This window comes from Jeotgalibacillus sp. S-D1 (assembly GCF_004358665.1).
Taxonomy (GTDB): Bacteria; Bacillota; Bacilli; order Bacillales; family Jeotgalibacillaceae; genus Jeotgalibacillus.
This window is the reverse complement of the sequence record NZ_SMZR01000006.1, coordinates 34762-56202: the sequence shown is the minus strand read 5'-3', so window position 1 is coordinate 56202 and position 21441 is coordinate 34762. Positions and strand designations below refer to the sequence as shown.

Annotated in this window: 19 protein-coding genes; 10 read left to right on the top strand and 9 right to left on the bottom strand. The window is 41.8% G+C overall.

Annotated elements, in window-relative coordinates; all coding sequences use genetic code 11:
- Window positions 1–267 precede the first annotated feature (267 nt).
- Window positions 268–2478 carry a catalase/peroxidase HPI gene (gene katG, locus E2R51_RS15935; RefSeq protein ID WP_133378086.1) on the top strand — a complete coding sequence of 737 codons (2211 nt, stop codon included), beginning with the start codon at window positions 268–270 and terminating at the stop codon, window positions 2476–2478.
- Between the two features lie 192 nt (window positions 2479–2670).
- Window positions 2671–4161 (top strand): FAD-dependent oxidoreductase, encoded by a 1491-nt coding sequence (locus tag E2R51_RS15930; protein WP_133378085.1) that lies wholly within the window; start codon window positions 2671–2673, stop codon window positions 4159–4161.
- Between the two features lie 81 nt (window positions 4162–4242).
- Here the strand turns inward: E2R51_RS15930 and E2R51_RS15925 are convergent, their stop codons facing one another.
- Window positions 4243–5130, bottom strand: a complete 888-nt coding sequence (locus E2R51_RS15925) for a VOC family protein (RefSeq protein WP_133378084.1) — start codon at window positions 5128–5130, stop codon at window positions 4243–4245.
- A 132-nt stretch (window positions 5131–5262) separates the two neighbouring features.
- Entirely contained in the window at window positions 5263–5715 is a 453-nt protein-coding gene (locus E2R51_RS15920) for a GNAT family N-acetyltransferase (protein WP_133378083.1), read from the bottom strand.
- 231 nt (window positions 5716–5946) lie between these two features.
- Between E2R51_RS15920 and E2R51_RS15915 the strand changes: the two genes are divergently transcribed.
- Window positions 5947–6483 (top strand): DUF1572 domain-containing protein, encoded by a 537-nt coding sequence (locus tag E2R51_RS15915; protein WP_133378082.1) that lies wholly within the window; start codon window positions 5947–5949, stop codon window positions 6481–6483.
- Window positions 6484–6519: 36 nt separating this feature from the next.
- Here the strand turns inward: E2R51_RS15915 and E2R51_RS15910 are convergent, their stop codons facing one another.
- Window positions 6520–6942 (bottom strand): NUDIX hydrolase, encoded by a 423-nt coding sequence (locus E2R51_RS15910; protein ID WP_133378081.1) that lies wholly within the window; start codon window positions 6940–6942, stop codon window positions 6520–6522.
- A gap of 192 nt (window positions 6943–7134) precedes the next feature.
- Here E2R51_RS15910 and E2R51_RS15905 point away from each other — a divergent pair, with 192 nt between their 5' ends.
- The 3 genes from E2R51_RS15905 (at window position 7135) to E2R51_RS15895 (ending at window position 9524) form a co-directional block, all read left to right on the top strand.
- Complete coding sequence (locus tag E2R51_RS15905; protein WP_133378080.1) at window positions 7135–8022, top strand: LysR family transcriptional regulator; 888 nt, start codon at window positions 7135–7137, stop codon at window positions 8020–8022.
- A 596-nt stretch (window positions 8023–8618) separates the two neighbouring features.
- Window positions 8619–9134 carry an acyl-CoA thioesterase gene (locus E2R51_RS15900; protein WP_133378079.1) on the top strand — a complete coding sequence of 172 codons (516 nt, stop codon included), beginning with the start codon at window positions 8619–8621 and terminating at the stop codon, window positions 9132–9134.
- Between the two features lie 21 nt (window positions 9135–9155).
- Window positions 9156–9524, top strand: coding sequence for a hypothetical protein (locus E2R51_RS15895; RefSeq protein WP_133378078.1), 369 nt, complete (start codon window positions 9156–9158; stop codon window positions 9522–9524).
- Between the two features lie 42 nt (window positions 9525–9566).
- On the opposite strand, the gene clpP is transcribed toward E2R51_RS15895, so the two are convergent.
- Window positions 9567–10148 carry an ATP-dependent Clp endopeptidase proteolytic subunit ClpP gene (gene clpP / locus E2R51_RS15890; RefSeq protein WP_133378077.1) on the bottom strand — a complete coding sequence of 194 codons (582 nt, stop codon included), beginning with the start codon at window positions 10146–10148 and terminating at the stop codon, window positions 9567–9569.
- Window positions 10149–10169: 21 nt separating this feature from the next.
- Window positions 10170–10817 carry a sigma factor-like helix-turn-helix DNA-binding protein gene (locus E2R51_RS15885; protein ID WP_133378076.1) on the bottom strand — a complete coding sequence of 216 codons (648 nt, stop codon included), beginning with the start codon at window positions 10815–10817 and terminating at the stop codon, window positions 10170–10172.
- A 458-nt stretch (window positions 10818–11275) separates the two neighbouring features.
- Between E2R51_RS15885 and E2R51_RS15880 the strand changes: the two genes are divergently transcribed.
- Complete coding sequence (locus E2R51_RS15880) at window positions 11276–13021, top strand: ABC transporter ATP-binding protein (RefSeq protein ID WP_133378075.1); 1746 nt, start codon at window positions 11276–11278, stop codon at window positions 13019–13021.
- A 95-nt stretch (window positions 13022–13116) separates the two neighbouring features.
- On the opposite strand, the gene E2R51_RS15875 is transcribed toward E2R51_RS15880, so the two are convergent.
- Window positions 13117–13605 (bottom strand): SRPBCC family protein, encoded by a 489-nt coding sequence (locus E2R51_RS15875; protein WP_133378074.1) that lies wholly within the window; start codon window positions 13603–13605, stop codon window positions 13117–13119.
- A gap of 404 nt (window positions 13606–14009) precedes the next feature.
- Between E2R51_RS15875 and helD the strand changes: the two genes are divergently transcribed.
- Together helD and E2R51_RS15865 are read left to right on the top strand one after the other, a co-directional pair.
- On the top strand, window positions 14010–16346 hold the full coding sequence (helD, locus tag E2R51_RS15870; protein ID WP_133378073.1) for an RNA polymerase recycling motor HelD: 2337 nt from the start codon (window positions 14010–14012) through the stop codon (window positions 16344–16346).
- A 106-nt stretch (window positions 16347–16452) separates the two neighbouring features.
- Entirely contained in the window at window positions 16453–16677 is a 225-nt protein-coding gene (locus E2R51_RS15865; RefSeq protein WP_133378072.1) for a hypothetical protein, read from the top strand.
- Between the two features lie 30 nt (window positions 16678–16707).
- Here the strand turns inward: E2R51_RS15865 and E2R51_RS15860 are convergent, their stop codons facing one another.
- Together E2R51_RS15860 and E2R51_RS15855 are read right to left on the bottom strand one after the other, a co-directional pair.
- Window positions 16708–17415 carry a GNAT family N-acetyltransferase gene (locus E2R51_RS15860; protein WP_133378071.1) on the bottom strand — a complete coding sequence of 236 codons (708 nt, stop codon included), beginning with the start codon at window positions 17413–17415 and terminating at the stop codon, window positions 16708–16710.
- A 16-nt stretch (window positions 17416–17431) separates the two neighbouring features.
- Window positions 17432–18547, bottom strand: coding sequence for a mandelate racemase/muconate lactonizing enzyme family protein (locus E2R51_RS15855; protein ID WP_133378070.1), 1116 nt, complete (start codon window positions 18545–18547; stop codon window positions 17432–17434).
- Between the two features lie 88 nt (window positions 18548–18635).
- Here E2R51_RS15855 and E2R51_RS15850 point away from each other — a divergent pair, with 88 nt between their 5' ends.
- Complete coding sequence (locus tag E2R51_RS15850) at window positions 18636–19892, top strand: helix-turn-helix domain-containing protein (RefSeq protein ID WP_133378069.1); 1257 nt, start codon at window positions 18636–18638, stop codon at window positions 19890–19892.
- Window positions 19893–19924: 32 nt separating this feature from the next.
- On the opposite strand, the gene E2R51_RS15845 is transcribed toward E2R51_RS15850, so the two are convergent.
- Complete coding sequence (locus E2R51_RS15845) at window positions 19925–21400, bottom strand: M81 family metallopeptidase (protein WP_133378068.1); 1476 nt, start codon at window positions 21398–21400, stop codon at window positions 19925–19927.
- Window positions 21401–21441 lie beyond the last annotated feature (41 nt).

Below are 21441 nucleotides of genomic sequence, written 5' to 3'. Positions count from 1 at the left end.
TTTAATACGGCTAAACGCTTAAAAGGTTTCAATCCATATTTTAAGCTTATGTAATTTTACTTTTTTCTGAGAAAATTGGAACTCCCCTATATCGTCTAAAACAAACAGCTTTTCACACTTCAAATAATAATCATTATAAGTTATGCATTTTTCTTTCAATTCACGTTACAGTTTAGTATAATTATAATCTAATAACGATTATTAACCTGATTAATAGGTTTAACAGCTATACACATTATCATTTACAATTCGAAGGGAGAATAAAAAATGGATCAAAATGAAAAAAACAATGCAGGACAGTGCCCGTTTTCGCAGGGACAATCTCACGATAAAACACAAGAGGAAAGTGCGATCACAACCTCTAAGGTTGGGACTACCAATAAGGACTGGTGGCCAAATCAATTAAACTTGCATATTCTTCATCAGCATGACAAAAAGACTAATCCAATGGGAGAAGACTTTGATTATGCAGAAGAATTTAAAAAACTGGATTATGACGCCCTCAAACAGGATCTTCATACTCTGATGACGGACAGCCAGGATTGGTGGCCGGCAGATTATGGTCACTATGGCCCCTTCTTTATCCGTATGTCCTGGCACGCTGCCGGTACTTACCGCACAGGCGACGGCCGCGGAGGCGGCGCAACCGGGCAGCAGCGGTTTGCTCCCCTGAATAGCTGGCCGGATAATGCCAACCTGGATAAAGCACGCCGTCTTTTATGGCCAATCAAACAAAAATACGGAAATAAAATTTCATGGGCCGACTTGCTTGTATTAACAGGCAATGTTGCACTTGAATCGATGGGATTAAAGACATTCGGTTTTGCCGGAGGACGTCCTGACGTTTGGCATCCTGAGGAAGACATTTACTGGGGCAACGAAAAAGAGTGGCTCGGCGACAACCGCTACTCCGGCGATCGCGAGCTTGAAAATCCCCTTGCGGCCGTTCAAATGGGACTCATTTATGTTAACCCTGAAGGTCCAAACGGAAAGCCTGACCCGCTGGCAAGTGCGCGCGACATCCGTGAAACCTTCGCCCGCATGGGAATGAATGATGAAGAAACGGTGGCATTAATTGCCGGCGGCCACACATTTGGTAAAGGACACGGTGCTGGAGATCCAGAAAAGGTCGGAGCATCACCAGAAGCAGCTGAACTTGAAACACAAGGATTAGGCTGGCTGAGCTCCCATGGCAGCGGTAAAGGCCGCGACACCATCACAAGCGGCATAGATGGCGCATGGACAGCTAATCCTACACAGTGGGACAACGGCTACTATGACTTATTATTTGGATACGAGTGGGAGCTAACGAAAAGTGCTGCCGGTGCAAACCAGTGGACACCCGTTAACCCTAAAGAAGAGGATCTTGCACCGGATGCAGAAGATGCCTCTGTAAAAGTTAAGACGATGATGACTACGGCCGATATGGCCATGCGTATGGATCCTGAGTACGAAAAAATTTCCCGCCGCTTCCATCAGAATCCGGATCAATTTGCAGATGCCTTCTCCCGTGCGTGGTTCAAATTGCTTCACCGTGATATGGGACCTAAAGACAGATATCTTGGGCCGGAAGTACCTAATGAAGATTTAATTTGGCAAGATCCAATACCAAAGGTTGATTATGATCTGACAGAATCTGAAATTGCAGATCTTAAAACGAAAATTTTGAACTCAGGACTTACTGTCAGCGAGCTGGTAACAACTGCATGGGCATCAGCCAGCACATTCCGCGGATCTGATATGCGCGGCGGTGCGAATGGCGGCAGAATCCGTCTTGCGCCGCAAAACTATTGGGAAGCGAACCAGCCTGAACAGCTTTCAAAAGTACTTTCCGTTTATGAAGACCTTCAAAGCGATCTGGACAAAGAAGTCAGCTTCGCTGATATAATGGTACTGGGCGGAAATGCTGCAATCGAAAAAGCCGCTAAAGAGGCAGGAATTGATTTAACAGTTCCATTTGCTCCTGGACGAGGCGACGCCACACCAGAACAAACAGATGTTGACAGCTTTGATGTGTTAGAGCCGGTCTCAGACGGATTCCGTAACTACCAGAAGAAAGAATACAGCACAAGCCCGGAAGAAATGCTTATAGACAAAGCACAGCTTTTAGGTCTGTCTGCACCGGAAATGACGGCATTGATAGGCGGCATGCGTGTTCTTGGCACTAATCATGCCGGTACAAAACACGGTGTATTCACAGACCGTATCGGCACACTCACAAACGACTTCTTTGTAAACCTGCTTGATATGGGAATTGAGTGGAAACCAGCAGGCTTCAACTTATATGAAGGGCGAGACCGCAAAACAGGTGAAGTCGTTCGTACAGCAACACGATTTGACCTTGTATTCGGATCAAACTCGATTCTCCGCTCCCTTGCAGAAGTTTATGCACAGGATGACAATAAAGAAAAATTTGCCCGCGACTTTGCAGCGGCTTGGGTTAAGGTCATGAATGCGGATCGTTTTGACCTTAAATAAACCTTGAATTATTCGCTTTTTCAATACCTTAAAGCATTGAAAATGATTCTTTAATTGAAAAGAACGCACTGAGGAATAAAACTCTTATTCCTCAGAGTGTTCTTTTTTGTTTTATCAAAGCTTCTAGCATACAAAAAATTGAATGAATTGCACCTGACACTTACGATTTAAGATGACAGGAGGGAACGTCATATGGCTAAAAAGAACATAATTGTGGTTGGAGGCGGCATTGGCGGTCTCACTGCAGGTGCACTGCTCGCTCAGGCCGGGTGCAGCGTGACCATTTTAGAAGCTTCAAGGGAATGGGGCGGCTGTGCCGGGAAGTTTCAACGCAGCCAATACTTATTTGCTTCCGGTGCGACACTCGGTATGGGGCTTGAAAAAGGCGGCATTCATGAACGTATTTTTCGTCATTTAGGGATTAAAGTCGATGCCTTCAAGCTTGCGACTGTCATGCAGATCAAGCAGGGCGAACGGACGTTAACCTTTTATGCAGACCGCAGCCGGCATGTTCAGACACTTCAGCAGACGTTCCCCGATTATAAGGACGAAATCGCTTCATTTTATGAGGAACTCTATAAAAAAGCATCACTCATCCGTCTCCTGATGAAAAAGCTTCCGATTTTACCAATTAAAACAGGAAAAGAAGCTTTCGAGCTCCTGACTTCCTTACAAACTTCACATCTATCCCTGACACCAGACTTTTTTAAAACAATCGGATCACTTTTAAGAAAGCATCGTTTACATCCCTGCGTAGATTTTGTTCATTTTATTGACGGGCAGCTGATCGACAGCATGCAGACAACGAGTAAAGATTGCGCACTGCTTATGGGGGCACTCGCACTGGATATCTACCATGAAGGCGCCTATTACGTGCAGGGAGGGCTGTATCAATTTGCGTATGAACTGGTGGAGGCGGCAAAACGTAATGGCGCCCAGGCGATCCTCGGACGCCGGGTAACATCCATCAAAAAGCTTGAAGATCAGTATGTAGTGGAAGATCATCGCGGCAATATCAGATACGCTGATCATGTGATATGCAATGCACCTATCCAGTCACTCCCGGCACTGATGGATGAAAAAGTGTATAAACAGCTTTCTTCAGGATTAAAAAAACGTTCCAAGCAGGATACATGGGGAACCATGACATTATATTTATCACTAAAAGAAGCCCAGCTCCCTGAAGACTTCCCGCTGTTCCAGCAGCTGATGGACCCGGATGGCAAAGGGCACGATGAAGGCAGCCATTTATTTTTATCAATTTCGGATAAAGATGACCGAAAGCGTGCGCCGGAAGGATACCGCACATTAACGGTGAGTACTCATATCAACCTTGACCAGTGGAAAACAAAGGCGCAGTACGATCTCAACAAAACTCTTTATACTGAAAAAATACTGCGGACGATTCGCGCTCATTATCCAACGATTGATGATGCCATTATTGACCAGTATCCAGGTGCTCCCAAAGCATGGGAACGTTTCACCTTCCGCCCTTTTGGCATCGTCGGCGGATTCCCGCAAACAAGAACGCATTCTCTATTTTTCAGCTTGTCTCACCGCACATCGCTCAAAAACTTTTGGCTTTGCGGTGACTCGGTCTTTCCCGGAGGCGGTACGATTGGCGTGTCTGTCAGCGGATATCATTGTTTTCACTCCATTACGGGGCGCAGGCTGATTCAATAGTCATAAGGATTGCCGCCTCTTTCATCTTCCTGCACAAAAAAGGATCGTTCTCACCTTTTTTTGAGAACGATCCTATTACATTTAATTTATTTCGTAAGCTGCTCTCAATGCTGCTAAATTAAACTTTTTCATCGGCAAAAATGCTTCTGTCAAACGCTTAATCTGTTCAGGTGTTCCTTCTTCCATCATTCGCTCCATTTCAAAAGGGACAATCTGCCATGAGACACCAAAACGATCTTTCAGCCAGCCGCACTGCTCTGCTCCCGGTACGGCTGACAAGTGAGCCCATGCCCGGTCAATTTCCTCCTGATCCTCACAATAGAGAATAAGGGACTGCATCTCATTAAATTCAAATTGATGCGGACCTGCACTATCTGACAAAACAAGTTCCCGACCGGCAAATTTACAGCGTGCATAGCTGATCGTTCCTTCCACCTCTGGTTCCTGCCCGGCTTCGTAATAAGAGATATGGCCCTCCATAGCGGCTCCACCAAGCAATGTCTGATAGTGGTCAATCGCTTCTTTTGCCTGTCCGCTAACATCTCCTGTAAACATCAGGGCAGGCGAAATGGTCTGGATATTCATCCCTCCATCATGCATCAGCTGCCAGGACATCCCATAACGATCCTTAAGAAAACCAAAACGTTTACTAAAAGGATATTCATCCAGCGGCATCATCACCTCTCCCCCTTCAGAAAGCCTGTTCCACAATGCATCCACCTCGTCTGGAGCCGACAGCGCCACCATGTATGAAAAAGAAGGATTGCGATCTGTTAGCGGCCCAGCGCTAATAAACTGGAACTGCTGATCAATTAGCGTCAATGTCACAACATCCGCATCTCCAGAAGGTGTATCATGCAAGGTCACATGTCCATCCACCCGCGCGCTGCCAAATACCTTAACATACCAGTCCGCAATTCCCCGCGCATCCTCTTCAAACCAAACAAACGGAATTAACTTCTGTCTCATCCTCAAGTTCCTCCTTTGGTCTAAATTTTCTTTGCTCCCTCTATCATACACTGTGAAATGCTTTTCATATTGAGAAATAAGATAGCTTTATTTTTACTTAAAATATACTTTTTCAAGCTGGTCACATACTTGTCAGGTAGTAATCTTATAAATTCTTGAACTGCTTCCCCAAGGATGATAACCATCACCTATGTATGCGAAACCATATTTTTCATAGTATCCAACATGGTCAGTACAAAGAAAAACCTGTTTGAAGCCTTTATTTTGAGCATCCGCTTTAGCACGTGATAGCAGCTCTTTACCTAAAGACCTGCCACGATAGCTTTTTTCAATGTAAATAGCACAAATCCAAGGGTATAAATCCATCCGACTAATGAAATCATTGGTTATAAGACCTGCACAACCGATAATTTCACCCGAATTCTCCATTAAATACCACACAGGAAGGGCACTGTTCGTTGTTATGCTATGTGTAATTGAATCCTCATAAACTTTCATACTGCTTTCGTTTGCCCATTTGCTTTGAAAATACTCTATTGCTTTTTCTTTATACTCAGGATGTTCTTTAACATTAATAATCCGCATAATACCTTCCCCTTCATTGTGTTGATTTTCGTCATTCAACGATTACTTCGGCGCAGATTGGATGGGCTCCTTTTTAAAAGCAAAATAAAAAAGAGCTGAACATCTGAGGGACTATGTGTCTCTTAAGCCAGCCTCTATTGATTTTATGAAGGAGTTTGTATTGTCGATTGATACCCAGTAAACTAGTATAAATTAGATTAAAACTTTATTTAATTTGATAGAGGTGAAAGGATGAATATCGGAAAAGAATATCTAAAAATCGCAATTGAACGATTTAGAAGTGTAAAAAGCCTTGGAGATAAAACAATAAACCAAGTGTCCGAGAAGGACATTTACTGGACGTATAACGACGGATCGAATAGCCTTTCTGTAATAGTGAAACACATGAGTGGCAACATGGTATCAAGATGGACAGACTTTCTAACGTCGGATGGAGAAAAGGGTTACCGTAATCGTGATATTGAATTTTCAGGGGACATACCTTCAAAATCAGAGCTCATAAACGTTTGGGAAAACGGATGGAAAACCCTTTTTGATGCATTAACCGATTTGAGTGAAGATGATTTATTAAAAACAATATTTATTCGCGGGGAAAGTCACCTGGTATTAGAAGCGATTGAAAGACAAATGGCGCATTATGCATATCATGTGGGTCAAATTGTTTTTATTGGTAAACAATTAAAAAATGATCAATGGGAGAGTCTCAGTATTCCTAAGGGGAAATCGAAAGAGTACTTAAAACAGATGTTAGAGAACCACCAAGAGTAGACGATCATTATGAAGTCAGGCTGCATGATTTTGTTATTAATTCACTCTCCCCTGAAACACATAAGGCACAGATTGATCTAACAAATTTTCAATTCCTGCCTTATGATAAGGCATCATCTCATCAGCGGTTTTTAAACTCACCCATTTTACATCTTCTATCGTTTCCGTATCAATAATTGAAATTTCACCACTTACAATCCTCGCTTTAAATGTAATAAAAATCACATGATGATCGTCGTTTACCATAAAAGCTTCATTTACAGTAATAATGTGATCTATTTCAACCGTTAAACCCGTCTCTTCTTTTGCTTCCCGCACAGCAGCTTGCGCTAACGTCTCACCAGGTTCTACAGATCCTCCCGGCATGGACCAGTTATCATATTTTCTGTTTTTAACCATTAATACTTTTTCTTCTTCTGCATCATAAATAAGTGAATATACTACATCTACTCTTTTCATTCGCACTCTCCTCATTCCATTTTTATATGTCTTTTATCCTATTTCATAGTATAGTTTTTCATTAAGGAATCTATTATACATACACCACTCCCCATATTACACCATTTTCCGAAAAGACATTTGTCTTGTAAGGTTTTTACAAGTAAACTAATAGATACTTCATAAATGGAATGATAAAAAGTAGGTGATAAATTGGAAATAAAACATTTACAGTATTTTATTAAAGTAACGGATACGGGCAGTTTTACTCGTGCAGCGGATGAGTTATATATGACACAGCCCGCTATTAGCAGAATGATGAAATCACTGGAAGATGAAGCAGGAATGCCTCTTTTTATTCGCTCACGAAAAAAGCTGCGTCTAACCGATGCCGGCAGGGTTTTTTATGAACATGCACAAAAAATGGACCAGCAGTTTCAGGAACTTCAGGATTCACTAGCGAGTCTTTCCAATCACACGAAGGGACTAATCCGCATTGGACTGCCATCCATCATCGATTCTGTTTTTTTCACCAGTCTGATTGCTTCTTTCCATAAGGAATATCCGGATATTACTTTCCAATTGGTCGAGGACGGCTCCAAGGGGATTGAAGAAAAAGTGAGGAATGAAAAGCTTGATTTTGGTGTGGTCTTCCTCCCTGCCCCCCACCATACCTTTGACTCCTACTCATTGGGCCAGGAAGCATTAAAGCTTATTGTTCCTTCTAAGCACAGACTTGCTCATCGTAAGGAAGCAGCGCTTGAGGATTTAAAGAATGAAGATTTTATTATGTTTAATAAGGATTTTGCTTTGAGAGACTGCATCTATACTGCTTGCAGACAATCTCATTTCGAGCCCAGGATTATTTCAGAAACCTCTCAGCTGGATTTTATTGAAGAAATGGTTGCGTCCAATATGGGAATTACCTTACTTCCTGAAAGCGCCGTAAAGGGCCTGACTAGCGATGTGAAACAAATAACGATATCTCATCCCCCGATTAACTGGCATCTCTCGCTGATATGGAAAAAAGACCATCTTGCCGCTCATGTGAAGCAGGAATTTATCCGTTTTGCCGAAAAATGCCTCTCTCAAAATAAGTAATCGGCTGGGACAAATGTGTCTCAAACTCGTCTAACCGGCTCACTGCGCTTCAGTCGGACGCTTTCCGCAGGGACGGCGCTGAGCCTCCTCAGGCTTCGCCTTTCGGGGTCTCAGCTTGCCGTCAAATCCTGCAGGAGTCGCCGCCTTCCGCTCCGTTCACCTCATTTTGCAACTAGAATAGGCTCAATTCACATGACTTTTGGAGTTATAATCCAACCTCTTCTTTATTTTGTATAGATTCATTTTCCTTTTTTAATTACCCTGTAGATATTTGTACACCTAGGTTCATTGCAGCGGAAGGTGGCGACTCCAGCGGGATGTAGCGGGAAAGGTGAGACGCTGAAGATGCGCAGCATCAAAGTGGCTCACCCCCGCCCCGCGGAAAGCGCCGCCTGCAGCGGAAATGAACCGGTCTACGTTAAAATCCATCATTATGTCTTACCTACCTTTTCTATTTCCTGCAAGTCTAAAGCGTTTACATACAATTTGGTTATGATCAGCATAGTTTATCGGCATTGTACTTCCCAATTTTCGGGTTTTATAATTGCCTATACAAGCAAGATTAATCCTACAACAACAAAGTAAGGTGATAAGAGATGAATACCAGAAGAATGGGTGACACACGAATAATCCAAAACGACCAGGTTCTCATTAACGATTTGAATAATTATCATACACTGTTTGGCGGTGTATTAATGAAAAAGCTCGATGCATGCGCAACCCTTTCTGCGTGCAGTCATGCCAGAGTGAAGGAATGCGTAACTGCCTCAACCGATTCTGTGAATTTTTTGGAGCCGATCCGGCAAAGTGACAAATTATGCATTGAATCATTTGTTGCGTATACAGGAAAAAGCTCCATGGAAATTTTCTGTAAAGTTGTTGCAGAAGATATGATCACAGGAAATCGCCGAATCGCCACTACTGCCTTTTTGACTTTTGTGGCTTTAGGTGCCGATAAAAAACCGATTGATGTTCCTGCTATCATCCCTGAAACAGAAGAAGAGAAATTCCTATATAAAACAGGCCAGGAACGCGAAAAGATCAGAAAGCTTAAACGAAAGCAAAATAAAGATCTTGTTTCGCAGCTAACCGTTAATAAACCCTGGAATTAATTACTGAAAGGAGCCGATAACATGTTAATAACAGCCAGCATAAATGAACTAGTATCCGCTCAAAAAGCCATAAATGATTTGAAAACCGAAAAGCCTGAGGTATACAAGAACTTTACCAATCTCGTTCTCCTGACTCGTCAATTACAATTCAAGTATCAATATATGGGTTGCTTGATTATGGATGAAGAATCCGAGCGTTTTTGCCCGGGCCAAAAAGCTGATTATGTAGTAAACGTGTACCACCAGGAAATTGAAAAACTAAAGGCTCAAACGAAAATCGTTGAAGTAAAGGAACTGCTTTCTGAATACAAGAAAATAGGCTACAGTAACCTTTGTAAATTGGCCATCGGGGAGAATCCACGGCTGCTTGTTGGACCGCAAGTGGTTTAATAGAAAAACCGATTCGATCACCAGCTGATCGAATCGGTTTTTTTATTTACGCTTAATAATCTCATCCACAATGCCATACGTTAACGCTTCTTCAGCCGTCATAAAATAATCCCGATCTGTGTCGGCAGCTATTTTCTCTATGGTCTGCCCTGTTCGATCAGCAATAATCCCATTAATGTGTTCGCGCAGCTTGAGGATGCGTTTTGCTGAAATTTCAAGATCTGTTGCCTGGCCGCGTGCCCCGCCCAGCGGCTGATGGATCATGATTTCGCTGTTTGGCAGCGCCATTCTTTTCCCTTTTGTACCGCCAATCAGAAGAATTGCACCAAATGAAGCGGCCATTCCGGTGCAAATGGTGCGGATATCAGGCTTGATGTACTGCATTGTATCGTAAATGGCAAAGCCCGCGGTGGTTGAACCGCCAGGGCTGTTGATATAAAGAGAAACCTCTTTTTCAGGGTTATCGGCTGCTAAAAACAGAAGCTGTGCCACAATGCTATTGGCCATTTGGTCATTAATTTCTTCACTCACCATAATAATCCGGTCCTTTAACAAACGGGAGTAGATATCATAAGAACGCTCCCCCTTGCTTGATTGCTCAATTACATAAGGAATCGTTGTCATATATCGTTTCCTCCTTCACGTTTATGCAGCTAGTGAGAGAGCACGGTATGAAGGAAAACTGGAAATAGGTTTTCGTGCTGTCGGGGAGAAAATTGCGGGCAGCATCGCCAGCAGTTTTTCGGGGTCCTGCCTGGATACGGCGTCAATTAAAACAGGAAATAGTTCATCCATCAGTTCCTCTTCCCAAAAAACATCAATATCAGATTCAGACTGGCCTTTCATTCGCGCTCGCGCCCGGCTGAGCAAAGCTTTTACCCCTGTCTCAGTCATCCCGAGCACTTCGGCAATTTCCGAAATTCTGTATTGAAATCCCTCTTTTAAGACAAACGGAATAAGCTGCTTTGGTGTCAGCTTTTTAGCCAGCTTTTGAAACAGCTCATCACCTTCAAAGAAAACCTGTTGATGAGCATGTTCTACCAGCATCAAGGTCTCACGCTCCGCCTTGCGAATACGATCTATCCATATATGGTAGGCTATTTTTTTCAAAAGTGGAGCCGTCCATTCTTTTCGCTCATACGATTTCAGCGCTTTTACCAAAGCTTCCTGAGCGATTTCCTCACTATCCCACTTGTTTTTTGTCAGCCAGCTGCAATAGCCCTGCAGCTTCATCAAAATCTCATCCAGTTTTTCCTCTTCAGAATTTTTCACGACCATTATCTTTGGATGCATCTTCGGTCCCCCCTATGCTCTCTCAACACTCTAACGAACAATCAGACGAATAAGATATGGGTAAATAAGTTTTTCTTTAGATTACTGTTGGGTAACCTCATAAGCAAGATTTAAGAACCCCTTGTGTCGTCATATTATCCAGTGTAGTCCCGTTTCTTGTGATATATTTCTCTTTATTTAAACTGCAACTCAGTTTTGATCCTGCATTTTTCAGCTATCGAAACCACACCGTCAAGAATATTTATTAGATTGTTTTCAAGTTAGCTCTCCTAAAATTCATCTGGCTTAATCAGTACTGATTATTTATAATTGGATTATTCAGAAAACGAGGAGGAAATAACATGAAAAACTTTAAAAATAAAACCGTAAAAGCATATAAGGTGGGTACGCCTTCTTAATCTTTGACGGTCTCCCCCCTTATATGTGCTGATTTAAATCACACGATAAAGGGGTACGCCATGAAATTTCCAGTTAAAAAGTTTCTATCGTATTATAAGCCTTACCTGAAAGTGTTTCTTCTCGTCTTGGCTTGTGCTACTTTTATTTCTTCATTAGCTTTGGTATTTCCGCTACTTGTCCGATACGTCACGCATGAGATTCTGGAGAATGATCTTTCCTCGGCATTTAATGATATCCTATGGATCGGCAGCCTGATGATCCTATTAGTGATTCTTCAAAACGCTGGTAATTTTTTTGTGGATTATAAAGGCCATGAGATTGGTGCACGCATGGAGAGCGACATGCGCAGCGAATTGTTCGCTCATATGCAAAAGCTTTCTCTAAGCTTTTATGACAAGCAAAAAACCGGTCAGCTGATGACACGAATTACAAATGATCTTTTATTACTTTCCGAGCTTTATCACCATGGTCCGGAAGATTATGTGAAGTACTCTATCCGCTTTCTGGGCTCATTCATTATTCTAATGTACATTAATGTTCCCCTAACAATTGCCGTTTTTTGTTTTCTGCCTGTACTGGGGATCTTTTCTTTGTACTTTAATAAGATATTGAACAGGGCATTGACCAGAAATAAAGAAAGAATTGGTGATGTAAACGCACAGGTGGAAGACAGCCTGGGAGGGATACGGGTTGTTCAGTCTTTTGCCAATGAACCGTTGGAAATGGAGAAGTTCAACCGGGAGAATCAGCGTTTCCTGGAAAGCCGGAAAGGAACCTATAAAGCCGAAGCCTACTTCTTTAATACAGCAGAAGCCTTTGTTCAATTGATTACCATTACCGTTGTCGTAGTCGGTGCGATGCAGATCTTAAATACATCAATGAGTTTAGCCGATTTAATTACCTTTTTGCTTTATATCGGCTTTATGGTGGAGCCAATGCAGAAGCTCGCACATATGAGCATGCAGTTTCAAGAAGGAATCACAGGTTTTCAGCGATTTCTTGAAATCATGAATACTAACCCTGCAATTCAGAATCAGGTTGAGGCAAAGTCACTTTCTACTATTGAAGGACAGATTGAATTTAAGAATGTATCTTTTCGTTATAGTGATCTAACAAATAATGTTGTTGATCAGTTATCGCTAAAAATCCTGCCGGGAGAATATGTTGCGATCGTTGGTTTCTCTGGAGCAGGAAAAACAACACTCGCTTCTCTAATACCTCGTTTTTACGAGGTTGCAGAAGGTGAAATTGTATTAGATGGTGAAAATATTCGCGAGCTTGATCTTCATTTTTTAAGAAAAAACATTGGAATTGTGCAGCAGGATGTCTATCTATTTTCAGGGACCGTCCTTGAAAATATCCGTTACGGTAATCCTGAAGCAAGTGATGAGGAAGTGATGATGGCAGCACAGCAAGCAAATGCGCATAGCTTTATTACAAGTCTGCCAAAAGGCTACCATTCTGAAATAGGACAGCGGGGAGTCAGGTTATCAGGAGGTCAAAAACAACGATTAAGCATTGCTCGTGTTTTCTTAAAGAATCCGCCGATCTTAATTCTTGATGAAGCTACGAGTGCATTGGATAACGAAAGTGAAAGTATGATTAAAGAATCACTAGACGTATTGGCCAATGGCCGGACAACAATTGTGATTGCCCACCGATTATCCACCATTCGAAATGCAGAAAGAATTATTGTGCTTTCAAAAGGAAAAATTACAGAGCAAGGGACACACGACAAGCTGATCAGCAATCAAGGGTCTTATTCCCGACTGTATTCAAAACAGTTTGAAGGTCAGATGAATTAGAAATAGAGAATAGAGCGGGCCTTCTTTATTATGAGAGAAGGCCTTTTTCTTTGTGTATACCATTTTACAGCCCGTTTGCTGAAGTTAAGCTCCATTCAACTTTCGTCAAAATTTTTAGCAAAGGAAGCAAGATTCTCAAGTGTCGATCTTAACCCTGTATCGTGATCCTCTTTTCGTATTCCTGGCGGTACATTTTCACACACAATTATAACCCTTGTGCCTTCTGACAGAGCTTCCAGGTACCAGGTCTGTATCATCTCACCTGAGAAAGAAGGATCGTCTGAATTGAAATTGACGGATTGAACAATTTTTGTATCCGGAACCAGCTCCAGAAATCGCCCTTGGGATACATCCGTATTTTCCGAGGTCTTTCCATGACCTGAAGATTCATTTTCGTAAATGAGCGTTATTCTGTATGTCCCTCCTGGACGAGGGTCATAGCTGTCAATATGAGCTGACATCCCTTCCGGCGGGAGCCATACACCCAACGCTTCAGGATCCATAAATGCATGATAAATGGCTTTTGGTGATGCCATTATCACTCTTGATGCAGAATCGATTCGATTGCTTGATGGATTTGTCATATTCATTCACTCCTCTTTTGTATAAAACACTATTTACACAAGTAACTCCAAAAAGTAGTGCAGTCCGCTTTATCGAAAATATTCCACTTAACCATTTTTGCATGAGCAATTTAGACTTATGGAGGAATACATGGACAAAAAAACCGACAAATTTGATTGTCGGTTTTTGACTTTTGCTCATCATAATGAATGAAGTTCTGCCCCATACTGAGGAATTAACGAAAGAGTAGTACTAGATTAAGGAAAACCTTAAATTAACACATTGAAAAAAAGGAGTTCCTGTGGTAAATTTATATAGATATGTATTAAATATTTGATTTTAAGTATATTTATCCTAATTTAATTATACTACCAAACTCATTTATACGTCAACCCTTTTATTAAATTTTTTAAGGAGTGTTTGCATGAATCCAAAGCTGCAGCAGGAGCAAAAACGAGTGGATATCGTAATGGAGACCATCACGGACGAAATCAGCAGATTGGAAAAAGAAACTTCCAAACGCAGGGGCGAAGTTGTCCAGATCCGCAAGCACTTTTGGGATGAGGTCAGGGTGAATACGGATACCTTTGATGATTACCTGGAGACCATTATCGGGCTGCGACAGGAAGCTCAAGCGCTGTCCGTAAGTCAAAGCACCCATAGGCATGCATCCAGGCGATTAACAAAGCTGAACCGAATGCAGGAATCTCCCTACTTCGGGCGGATCGATTTTAGCGAAGCAGGCACATCCAAAATGGAACAAATCTATATTGGGATCTCCTCGCTTAGTGATTCCAGCGGTGAAAATTTCCTGATCTATGATTGGAGGGCTCCCGTCTCGAGTGTCTATTACGATTTCCAGCCTGGTCCAGCGGAGTATGCAACACCAGAAGGCACAATTCAGGGTGTTTTGGAGAAAAAGTGGCAATATCTCATTCGCGGCGGGATTCTTCAATCAATGTTTGATACGAGTCTGACCATTGGAGATGAGATTTTACAGCAGGTTCTCGGCAAAGGAACTGACAAACAGATGCACAATATCGTAGCGACCATTCAGCAGGAGCAAAACAGGATCATCCGCCATGACCACGGAAGGCTGCTCATTGTTCAAGGCGCAGCTGGCAGCGGCAAAACATCGGCCGCGCTGCAGCGAATTGCTTATTTGCTGTACAAATATCGGGTTCATTTGAATCCTGATCAAATCATTTTATTCTCCCCTAATACGATGTTTAACAGCTACGTGTCCAATGTACTGCCGGAACTCGGTGAAGAAAATATGCAGCAGGTCACATTTCAGGAATACTTAGATCATCGGCTGAGTACAGAATTTGAGGTTGAAAATCCCTATGAGCAACTGGAATATGTTTTAACCGCAGCAAATAGCCCATCGTACAGGTTGAGGATTGCGAATATCCAATTCAAAGCTTCCACTCATTTTTTTGAAGCAGTCGAAGCATACAGACAGTCATTAGAGTTATCAGGAATGCGATTTATAGATATAACCTTCAGAGGAAAGCCCATCGTTACTGCGCAGCAAATAGAAAACAGATTTTACAGCCATGACACATCCCTGCGGTTTCACAACAGACTTGAAAAACTGAAGGATTGGCTCATTAAGCAAACCAAAGACACGCAAAAAGCCGAACGGATCAAGCCCTGGGTCCAGGAGGAAATCGAGCTGCTTAGCAACGACGATTATCATAAGGCACATAAATATTTAGCCCAAAAACGCGGCTTTGAAAGAGAATCCATTGGCGACTATGAAATGGAACCGAGCGCTCTGGCCAGATTGATTGTCCAACAGAAATTAAAGCCGCTGAGAAAACAAATCCGGGCATTTGAATTCATCGATATGAAAGAAATCTATAAACAACTTTTTGGGGATCCGCTTCAGTTCAAAGCATTCACAGACAGGGAAACACCTGCAGAATGGTCGGAAATTTGTCGAACAACGCGAGAAATGCTGGATGAGGATAAACTGAATTACGAGGATGCCACTCCCTTTCTACTCTTAAGGGAGCTGATTTTAGGCTTTCAGATCAACAGTTCCATTAAACATCTTGTTGTGGATGAGGCACAGGATTATTCACCTTTTCAGTTTGAGTTTATGAAACGCTTATTTCCTGCTGCAAAGATGACCGTGCTTGGAGACTTTAATCAGGCGATATTTGCCCACGCCAGCGAAATGATTGATTTTCACACTCTTGTCAATCTGTACGGACCGGATGAAACAGAAGTGATCAATATCGCACGGAGCTATCGATCCACAAAACCGATCATTGAATTTACTAGAAAACTCGTTCCAAACGGGGACAGCATTATTCCTTTTGAACGCGACGGCAAACGACCTTCCCTAAAGCAAGTTGCCGATCATGCAGAGCTGCACAGCCATATCGCTTCCAAAGTTGAAGATCTGCGCGGCCTTGGCTATCAAAGCATTGCAATCATATGTAAATCCGCCGAGGAAAGTATACGGGCATATGAAGGCCTATCTTCCATAGAAGAACTCAAACTCCTTAAGAGCACTTCGATTGAATACGAACAAGGAATCGTCGTCGTGCCATCCTATTTATCCAAAGGCATTGAATTTGATGCCGTCATTATTTATGACGCGTCCGAAAAGGTGTATGGCGATGAGAGCCTGCGCAGAGTTTTCTACACCGCCTGTACCCGGGCGATGCATGAACTGCAGCTATACAGCGTGGGTGAACCGAGCCCGTTTTTGAAAAACGTTTTGGGGCGAAGCCTGATTCAGGATTGACGGTTAATGCAGTGGATTCTTATAGGTGGAAAAAAACACAAAACAATGCTTTCACGACAAACTTCGTGAGAGCATTGTTTTTATTTTTTATATATGCGGTATCCTCTTGAAAAAATACATAGGTTCATTGCAGCGGAAGGTGGCGACTCCAGCGGGATGCAGCAGGAAAGGTGAGACACTGAAGATGCGCAGCATCCAAGTTGCTCACCCCCGCCCCGCGGAAAGCGCCGCCTGCAGCGGAAATGAACCGGGCTCCTTTAAAACCTCCATTGTGTCAAATCGTATTGTGCGGCCGCGAAATCATACTTCTATTCCCGCTCAAAAAATCTAATTAAACTTATAAGATCTTTCCCTTGCAGCCTCATCGTCCATAATAAACCCACAGATCATTTTGTTTTTTCTCCATTTTCAGTCCACGAAAGCCGGCGGAAAGCTTTTCTTGCTGAGCTGCGGTTTCCCCCATTTTCACAGGGATTATTTCATTGTATTTTTTTGGTTCTGTTTCAGTTAAATCCAGGAAAAACACATAACGTAACAAGCCTCCGTGTTTGTCATTTAAAGCACGAATTTGCATCCCCTGTGAAAACTTATCTTTAAGGCTTGGAATGTTGAAGGGTGCAACCGTACAGCAAATATACCGGTAATGATGATTTTCTTTCTCTAATTCCACCATAATTAGCCGGGCAAGTTTCTTCTGCAATTGGTTCCCCCGATATTCCGGAAGAACGTTGGAGATTTCCTGGTAAATGACCTTTGGCAGCTCGGTTTCCGGCAAGCCCACGTCTAATCCCAGATGCTCTTCATCGATCGGAGGGACAAGCAGTGCCCGGAAAGAAATCAGTTCTGGTCCAATGAAAGCACCAATCATAAATCCATTTCCATCTAGTATATATTGAAATTCCGCCTTAGTGAGCGGCTGCAAGATGTCTTTTTTCTCCAAAGACTCTAACACCTTTTTTTGAACCTGCAGGATGCTCGATAAATCATTGGACGTTAACCTTCTTACAATTATGGGGAATTCCACCTGATCTTTTTTCCTCTTAATTATTCCTTTATATAATGAATCCATTAATCAGTGCTCCTCCTTATTGAATGACATCTTGAAACACGGTTAATTCTTTTAAAATACTTTCATCTATTTCAACCCCCAGGCCCGCACGTTTTGGTAAACGAATAAAAGGCACTTGGTAAGCCGTATGTAAATCACCAATATCCTGTGAAAATTTTAATGGTCCTGTGAGTTCGACGCTTGTGATGTTTTTCTTGGAAAAAGCCACATGGAAACCGGCTGCTGAGCCTACTGAGGATTCTACCATTGATCCAACCTGGCAATCTAACCCGGCCAGCTCAGCTTGATGTGCTAATTTAACTGCAGGATAGATGCCTCCGCACTTCATCAATTTTATATTAATTTTATCCGCCGCTCTTTTTTGAATAACTTGCAGCATTTCTCTTGTTCCTTTTAACCCCTCATCGACCATTAAAGGAATCCTCGTTTTTGCCTTCACTTCGGCCATTCCATCCATATCATCCGCAGCTACCGGCTGTTCAATCCAATCAATCTGATATTTTTCTAATCTTTCTAAAGCGAGCAGTGTAGTGGAACTATTTTTCCAGCCCTGGTTCACATCAACTCGGATAGCGGGGCCGGGACCAATTAGAGAACGAATTGCCTTAATTCTTTCTACATCTTTCCCCACTTCCGTTCCTACTTTAATTTTAAAGTACTCATACCCCTGACCTGCTTTTTCTAACGCTTCTTTTGCCATGTCTTCAGGCTCGCCTATACTTAACACATGTGTAATTGGAAACTGTTCATGATAACGGCCTCCAATGAGCTGGTAGACAGGCTGCTGCAGTTTTTTACCCAGGATATCAAAACAAGCAATATCAATTGCAGCTTTTGCAGTTGGTGAACTGTAAATTGCGTTATTCATGATTTCGTGAATTCTCTCGATCTCCATAGGGTTTTGTCCCAGTACAGCTGGTCCCAGTGTATTTTTGATAATGTGAAAGATCCCCTCCCATGTTTCACCGGTAACATGTTCATCCGGTACACCTTCACCATATCCAATAATCCCCTCATCCGTTTCTATTTTTACAATAATAGACGGCATTTTATCGTAAGTGTGGTAACTGATCACAAAGGGTGCTGCCAATGGGAATTGTATTCCATAAACATCAATTTTAGTAATCTTCATATTTTTACTCCTTTCTGTTTACAACTATTCTTTTTAAATGATATATTTTCGGTAAATAGACGTTAAATAGATTTTTTAGGAGGCTGCTATGAGTATAAATATTGCTGTAATAGGATCGAAAGAGTTTATAGACCAAATAAAATCCGCGGCCTCCGAACTGTCTAATATTAGAATAGATCCCTATATCTATAAAAAACCACAAGACACAGCAGAGATTATTCGAAAAGTGAAATCCTGTGATGTCCTCTTTTTTTCAGGCGCATTACCTTATTACTTTTCAAAAGCCGTTCGAGAAAATCTTCCTATTCCATCCCTTTATTTGGTTACTGATGAGTTCACAATCTCTTCTACGCTTCTATCCATCTCTTATAATAGAAAAATCAGCCTGGACCGAATCTCAATTGACCACATCGATTCTTCGGTGGTCAATAATGTATTTAACGAAATCGACATCCGTTTCAACCATGAACAGTTTCTCAATTTCAGCCCGATGCTGGAAAAAAATCAATTTGATTTAATGTCCATTGTAAACTTCCATCTTTCCTTATGGAAACAAGGGAAAGTTGATTTAGCCCTAACCAGTATTCATGCTGTCTATGACAGATTACAAGCACTGGGCGTCCCTGCCATTAGACTCACAGAAACGAAAAAAATATTAATCAGCGGGTTAAACAATGCAAAAAAACAAGCTGAACTGCATAAAAGAAAAGCTTCCCAGGTCGCGGCGGGCTATATTTCCGCAGATCTTACGCAGGAACAGATTCGAGCATTTGCCCATCATATTCATGCATCCTTTCAACAAATTGATGAAGGGATGACTGTTTTCTACAGCACCCGGGGTGAAATAGAAACGTTAATGGAACAAGATTTTCTCCGGAACTTTATGAGCAATTATACTTCCTTTTTATTCGGCTTTGGATATGGCGCAACAATCAAGGAGGCAGAGCAAAATGCCAAAATAGCTCTAACTTTTTCTGAATCTGAGGAAGCCGCTAAATATGGATACATTCTGACAGAAGAAAAAGAATTACTTGGACCTCTCCCTCATATAAATAAGCAGGTACACTTGAAAAATGATCATGCCCACTTATTTGAAATTGCAAAACAAACGAAATTAAGTCCGGCAAACCTGTCGAAAGTTATCCAATTTAGCAGCTCCCGACAGGATCTTCATTTTACAGCTAAAGATCTTGCTGAATACCTTCAGATAACACGCCGATCTACCGAACGAATTATAAAAAGACTTCTCGATAATGGCTATCTAAAGGTGGTAGGTGAAGAAATGACGTATCAAAAAGGGCGCCCGAGAGCTATTTACCAGCTCAATATCCCTATTTATTTTTGAGCTTAAACCGGATCAGCTGAACTTCTTTGCTGCTATTTATCGATATTATCCAGCGGCAATACCGGTCTGTTGACCCTTTGATAATCTAAATTCAGTAAATTATAACAACTCAACCCAGGTGAGTCTACCGTTATAATTTTTTTAGCCAGAGGGGTAAAAGATGAACGAAAATGATTTTCAGACTTCAACGCAACAATTTTATATTTGGTTACATCAATTTCGTGAAGATTAAAGATTTGTTCATCAAATGTTTGTGCTCTTACTGAACAAACAATGACGTCCACATTGCCTATTAAAAGCCTCGCTGATTTTCCTAAATTTATTTTTTTCCCCCGATACATTTCGGTACTATGAACAAACTTTCCATCTGAAAGCACTTTTACATATGCATGCACTGGTAATGGTTTTCCGTGCAGAGAATCGGTTTTCCCCCCAAGTGAAATTGATATAGTACTGCCTGCCCCTGCCTGATGAGCAGCTTCTGCTGTTTCGGGATCATATATAAAACCAAAACATGAATTTTCTATGTTCATTTCAATCATTTCTTTTAATAAGTGGGTTCCATCTCCAGGCGCCCCCGCTCCAGGATTATCAGAAGTTTCATTCATGACAATTGGACCTCCGGACACTGAAAGAGCTTGTTCTAACCCTTCTCTTGGGCCAGGGGGATGAAGATAAAAATCATAACGAAGATCCCAAACTTTATCTTTTACATTTTTGGTGATTTTCCTGGCCAGTCCCTTGTCGTTATCTGTAGTCGTCAGGACCGCTACCCTCATATCCGGGATATCTGTATGGGAAAATCCATGAAAAAAAGTACAGTCTATTACAGATTTTTGTTTTTCCCATTTCCAGCAAAGCTCGTTAATATCTTTAACAGGTGAAAGATACGATGTGCTCGAAGGAATCATCATTGGAAGCTTTTCAAAATACATGACAGGCTTCATTTCCCCATCGATAATTTTTATTAATTTTTCTAAAGCTTCCTGTCCTCTTTCATAACAGTCTGTATGGGGATAAAAATTCACCCCAAACAAAGCATCCGCTTCTTTTATCATCTTTTCTGTCAGATTCGCGTGCAAATCAAGCGTAGCGACAATTGGAATATCATCGCTGACTAATTGTCTTACTGCAGCTAAAATATTTCCTTCAAGATCATCAACACCCTCTGCTATCCCTCCTCCATGAAGGACAAGACAAATTCCATCGAGGTCACTAATCTGTTTTATACTTGATAAAAAATTAGTAAGGAGCTCCTGGTATGCTTCCCGCGTAATCAGCCCCATTGGATTTGCATTGGCCCAGAACGTCGGAATAAGTTCCACTTCCATCTCTTTTCCTTTTGAAATGATGCCGCCAAGATAATCTCTTACTCCTGTATGATTGTTAATGATTTCCTGTCCGTTTTCCCATTCGTAAAGCTTGAAAATATCGACCGTTGCCTGCAAGTTTGAAAATGTGTTCGTTTCATGCATAATGCCGCCTATCGCAATCTTATGTTTTTTCATGATGTCTTTTTCCTCCTAACTTCTAAAAAGAAGTCTAGCGC

Bases quoted from the DNA above. Each gene is read 5' to 3' on its own strand.
- katG (WP_133378086.1), top strand. From the start codon at position 268: ATGGATCAAAATGAAAAAAACAATGCAGGACAGTGCCCGTTTTCGCAG.
- E2R51_RS15930 (WP_133378085.1), top strand. From the start codon at position 2,671: ATGGCTAAAAAGAACATAATTGTGGTTGGAGGCGGCATTGGCGGTCTC.
- E2R51_RS15925 (WP_133378084.1), bottom strand. From the start codon at position 5,130: ATGAGACAGAAGTTAATTCCGTTTGTTTGGTTTGAAGAGGATGCGCGG.
- E2R51_RS15920 (WP_133378083.1), bottom strand. From the start codon at position 5,715: ATGCGGATTATTAATGTTAAAGAACATCCTGAGTATAAAGAAAAAGCA.
- E2R51_RS15915 (WP_133378082.1), top strand. From the start codon at position 5,947: ATGAATATCGGAAAAGAATATCTAAAAATCGCAATTGAACGATTTAGA.
- E2R51_RS15910 (WP_133378081.1), bottom strand. From the start codon at position 6,942: ATGAAAAGAGTAGATGTAGTATATTCACTTATTTATGATGCAGAAGAA.
- E2R51_RS15900 (WP_133378079.1), top strand. From the start codon at position 8,619: ATGAATACCAGAAGAATGGGTGACACACGAATAATCCAAAACGACCAG.
- E2R51_RS15895 (WP_133378078.1), top strand. From the start codon at position 9,156: ATGTTAATAACAGCCAGCATAAATGAACTAGTATCCGCTCAAAAAGCC.
- clpP (WP_133378077.1), bottom strand. From the start codon at position 10,148: ATGACAACGATTCCTTATGTAATTGAGCAATCAAGCAAGGGGGAGCGT.
- E2R51_RS15885 (WP_133378076.1), bottom strand. From the start codon at position 10,817: ATGCATCCAAAGATAATGGTCGTGAAAAATTCTGAAGAGGAAAAACTG.
- E2R51_RS15880 (WP_133378075.1), top strand. From the start codon at position 11,276: ATGAAATTTCCAGTTAAAAAGTTTCTATCGTATTATAAGCCTTACCTG.
- E2R51_RS15875 (WP_133378074.1), bottom strand. From the start codon at position 13,605: ATGACAAATCCATCAAGCAATCGAATCGATTCTGCATCAAGAGTGATA.
- helD (WP_133378073.1), top strand. From the start codon at position 14,010: ATGAATCCAAAGCTGCAGCAGGAGCAAAAACGAGTGGATATCGTAATG.
- E2R51_RS15860 (WP_133378071.1), bottom strand. From the start codon at position 17,415: ATGGATTCATTATATAAAGGAATAATTAAGAGGAAAAAAGATCAGGTG.
- E2R51_RS15855 (WP_133378070.1), bottom strand. From the start codon at position 18,547: ATGAAGATTACTAAAATTGATGTTTATGGAATACAATTCCCATTGGCA.
- E2R51_RS15850 (WP_133378069.1), top strand. From the start codon at position 18,636: ATGAGTATAAATATTGCTGTAATAGGATCGAAAGAGTTTATAGACCAA.
- E2R51_RS15845 (WP_133378068.1), bottom strand. From the start codon at position 21,400: ATGAAAAAACATAAGATTGCGATAGGCGGCATTATGCATGAAACGAAC.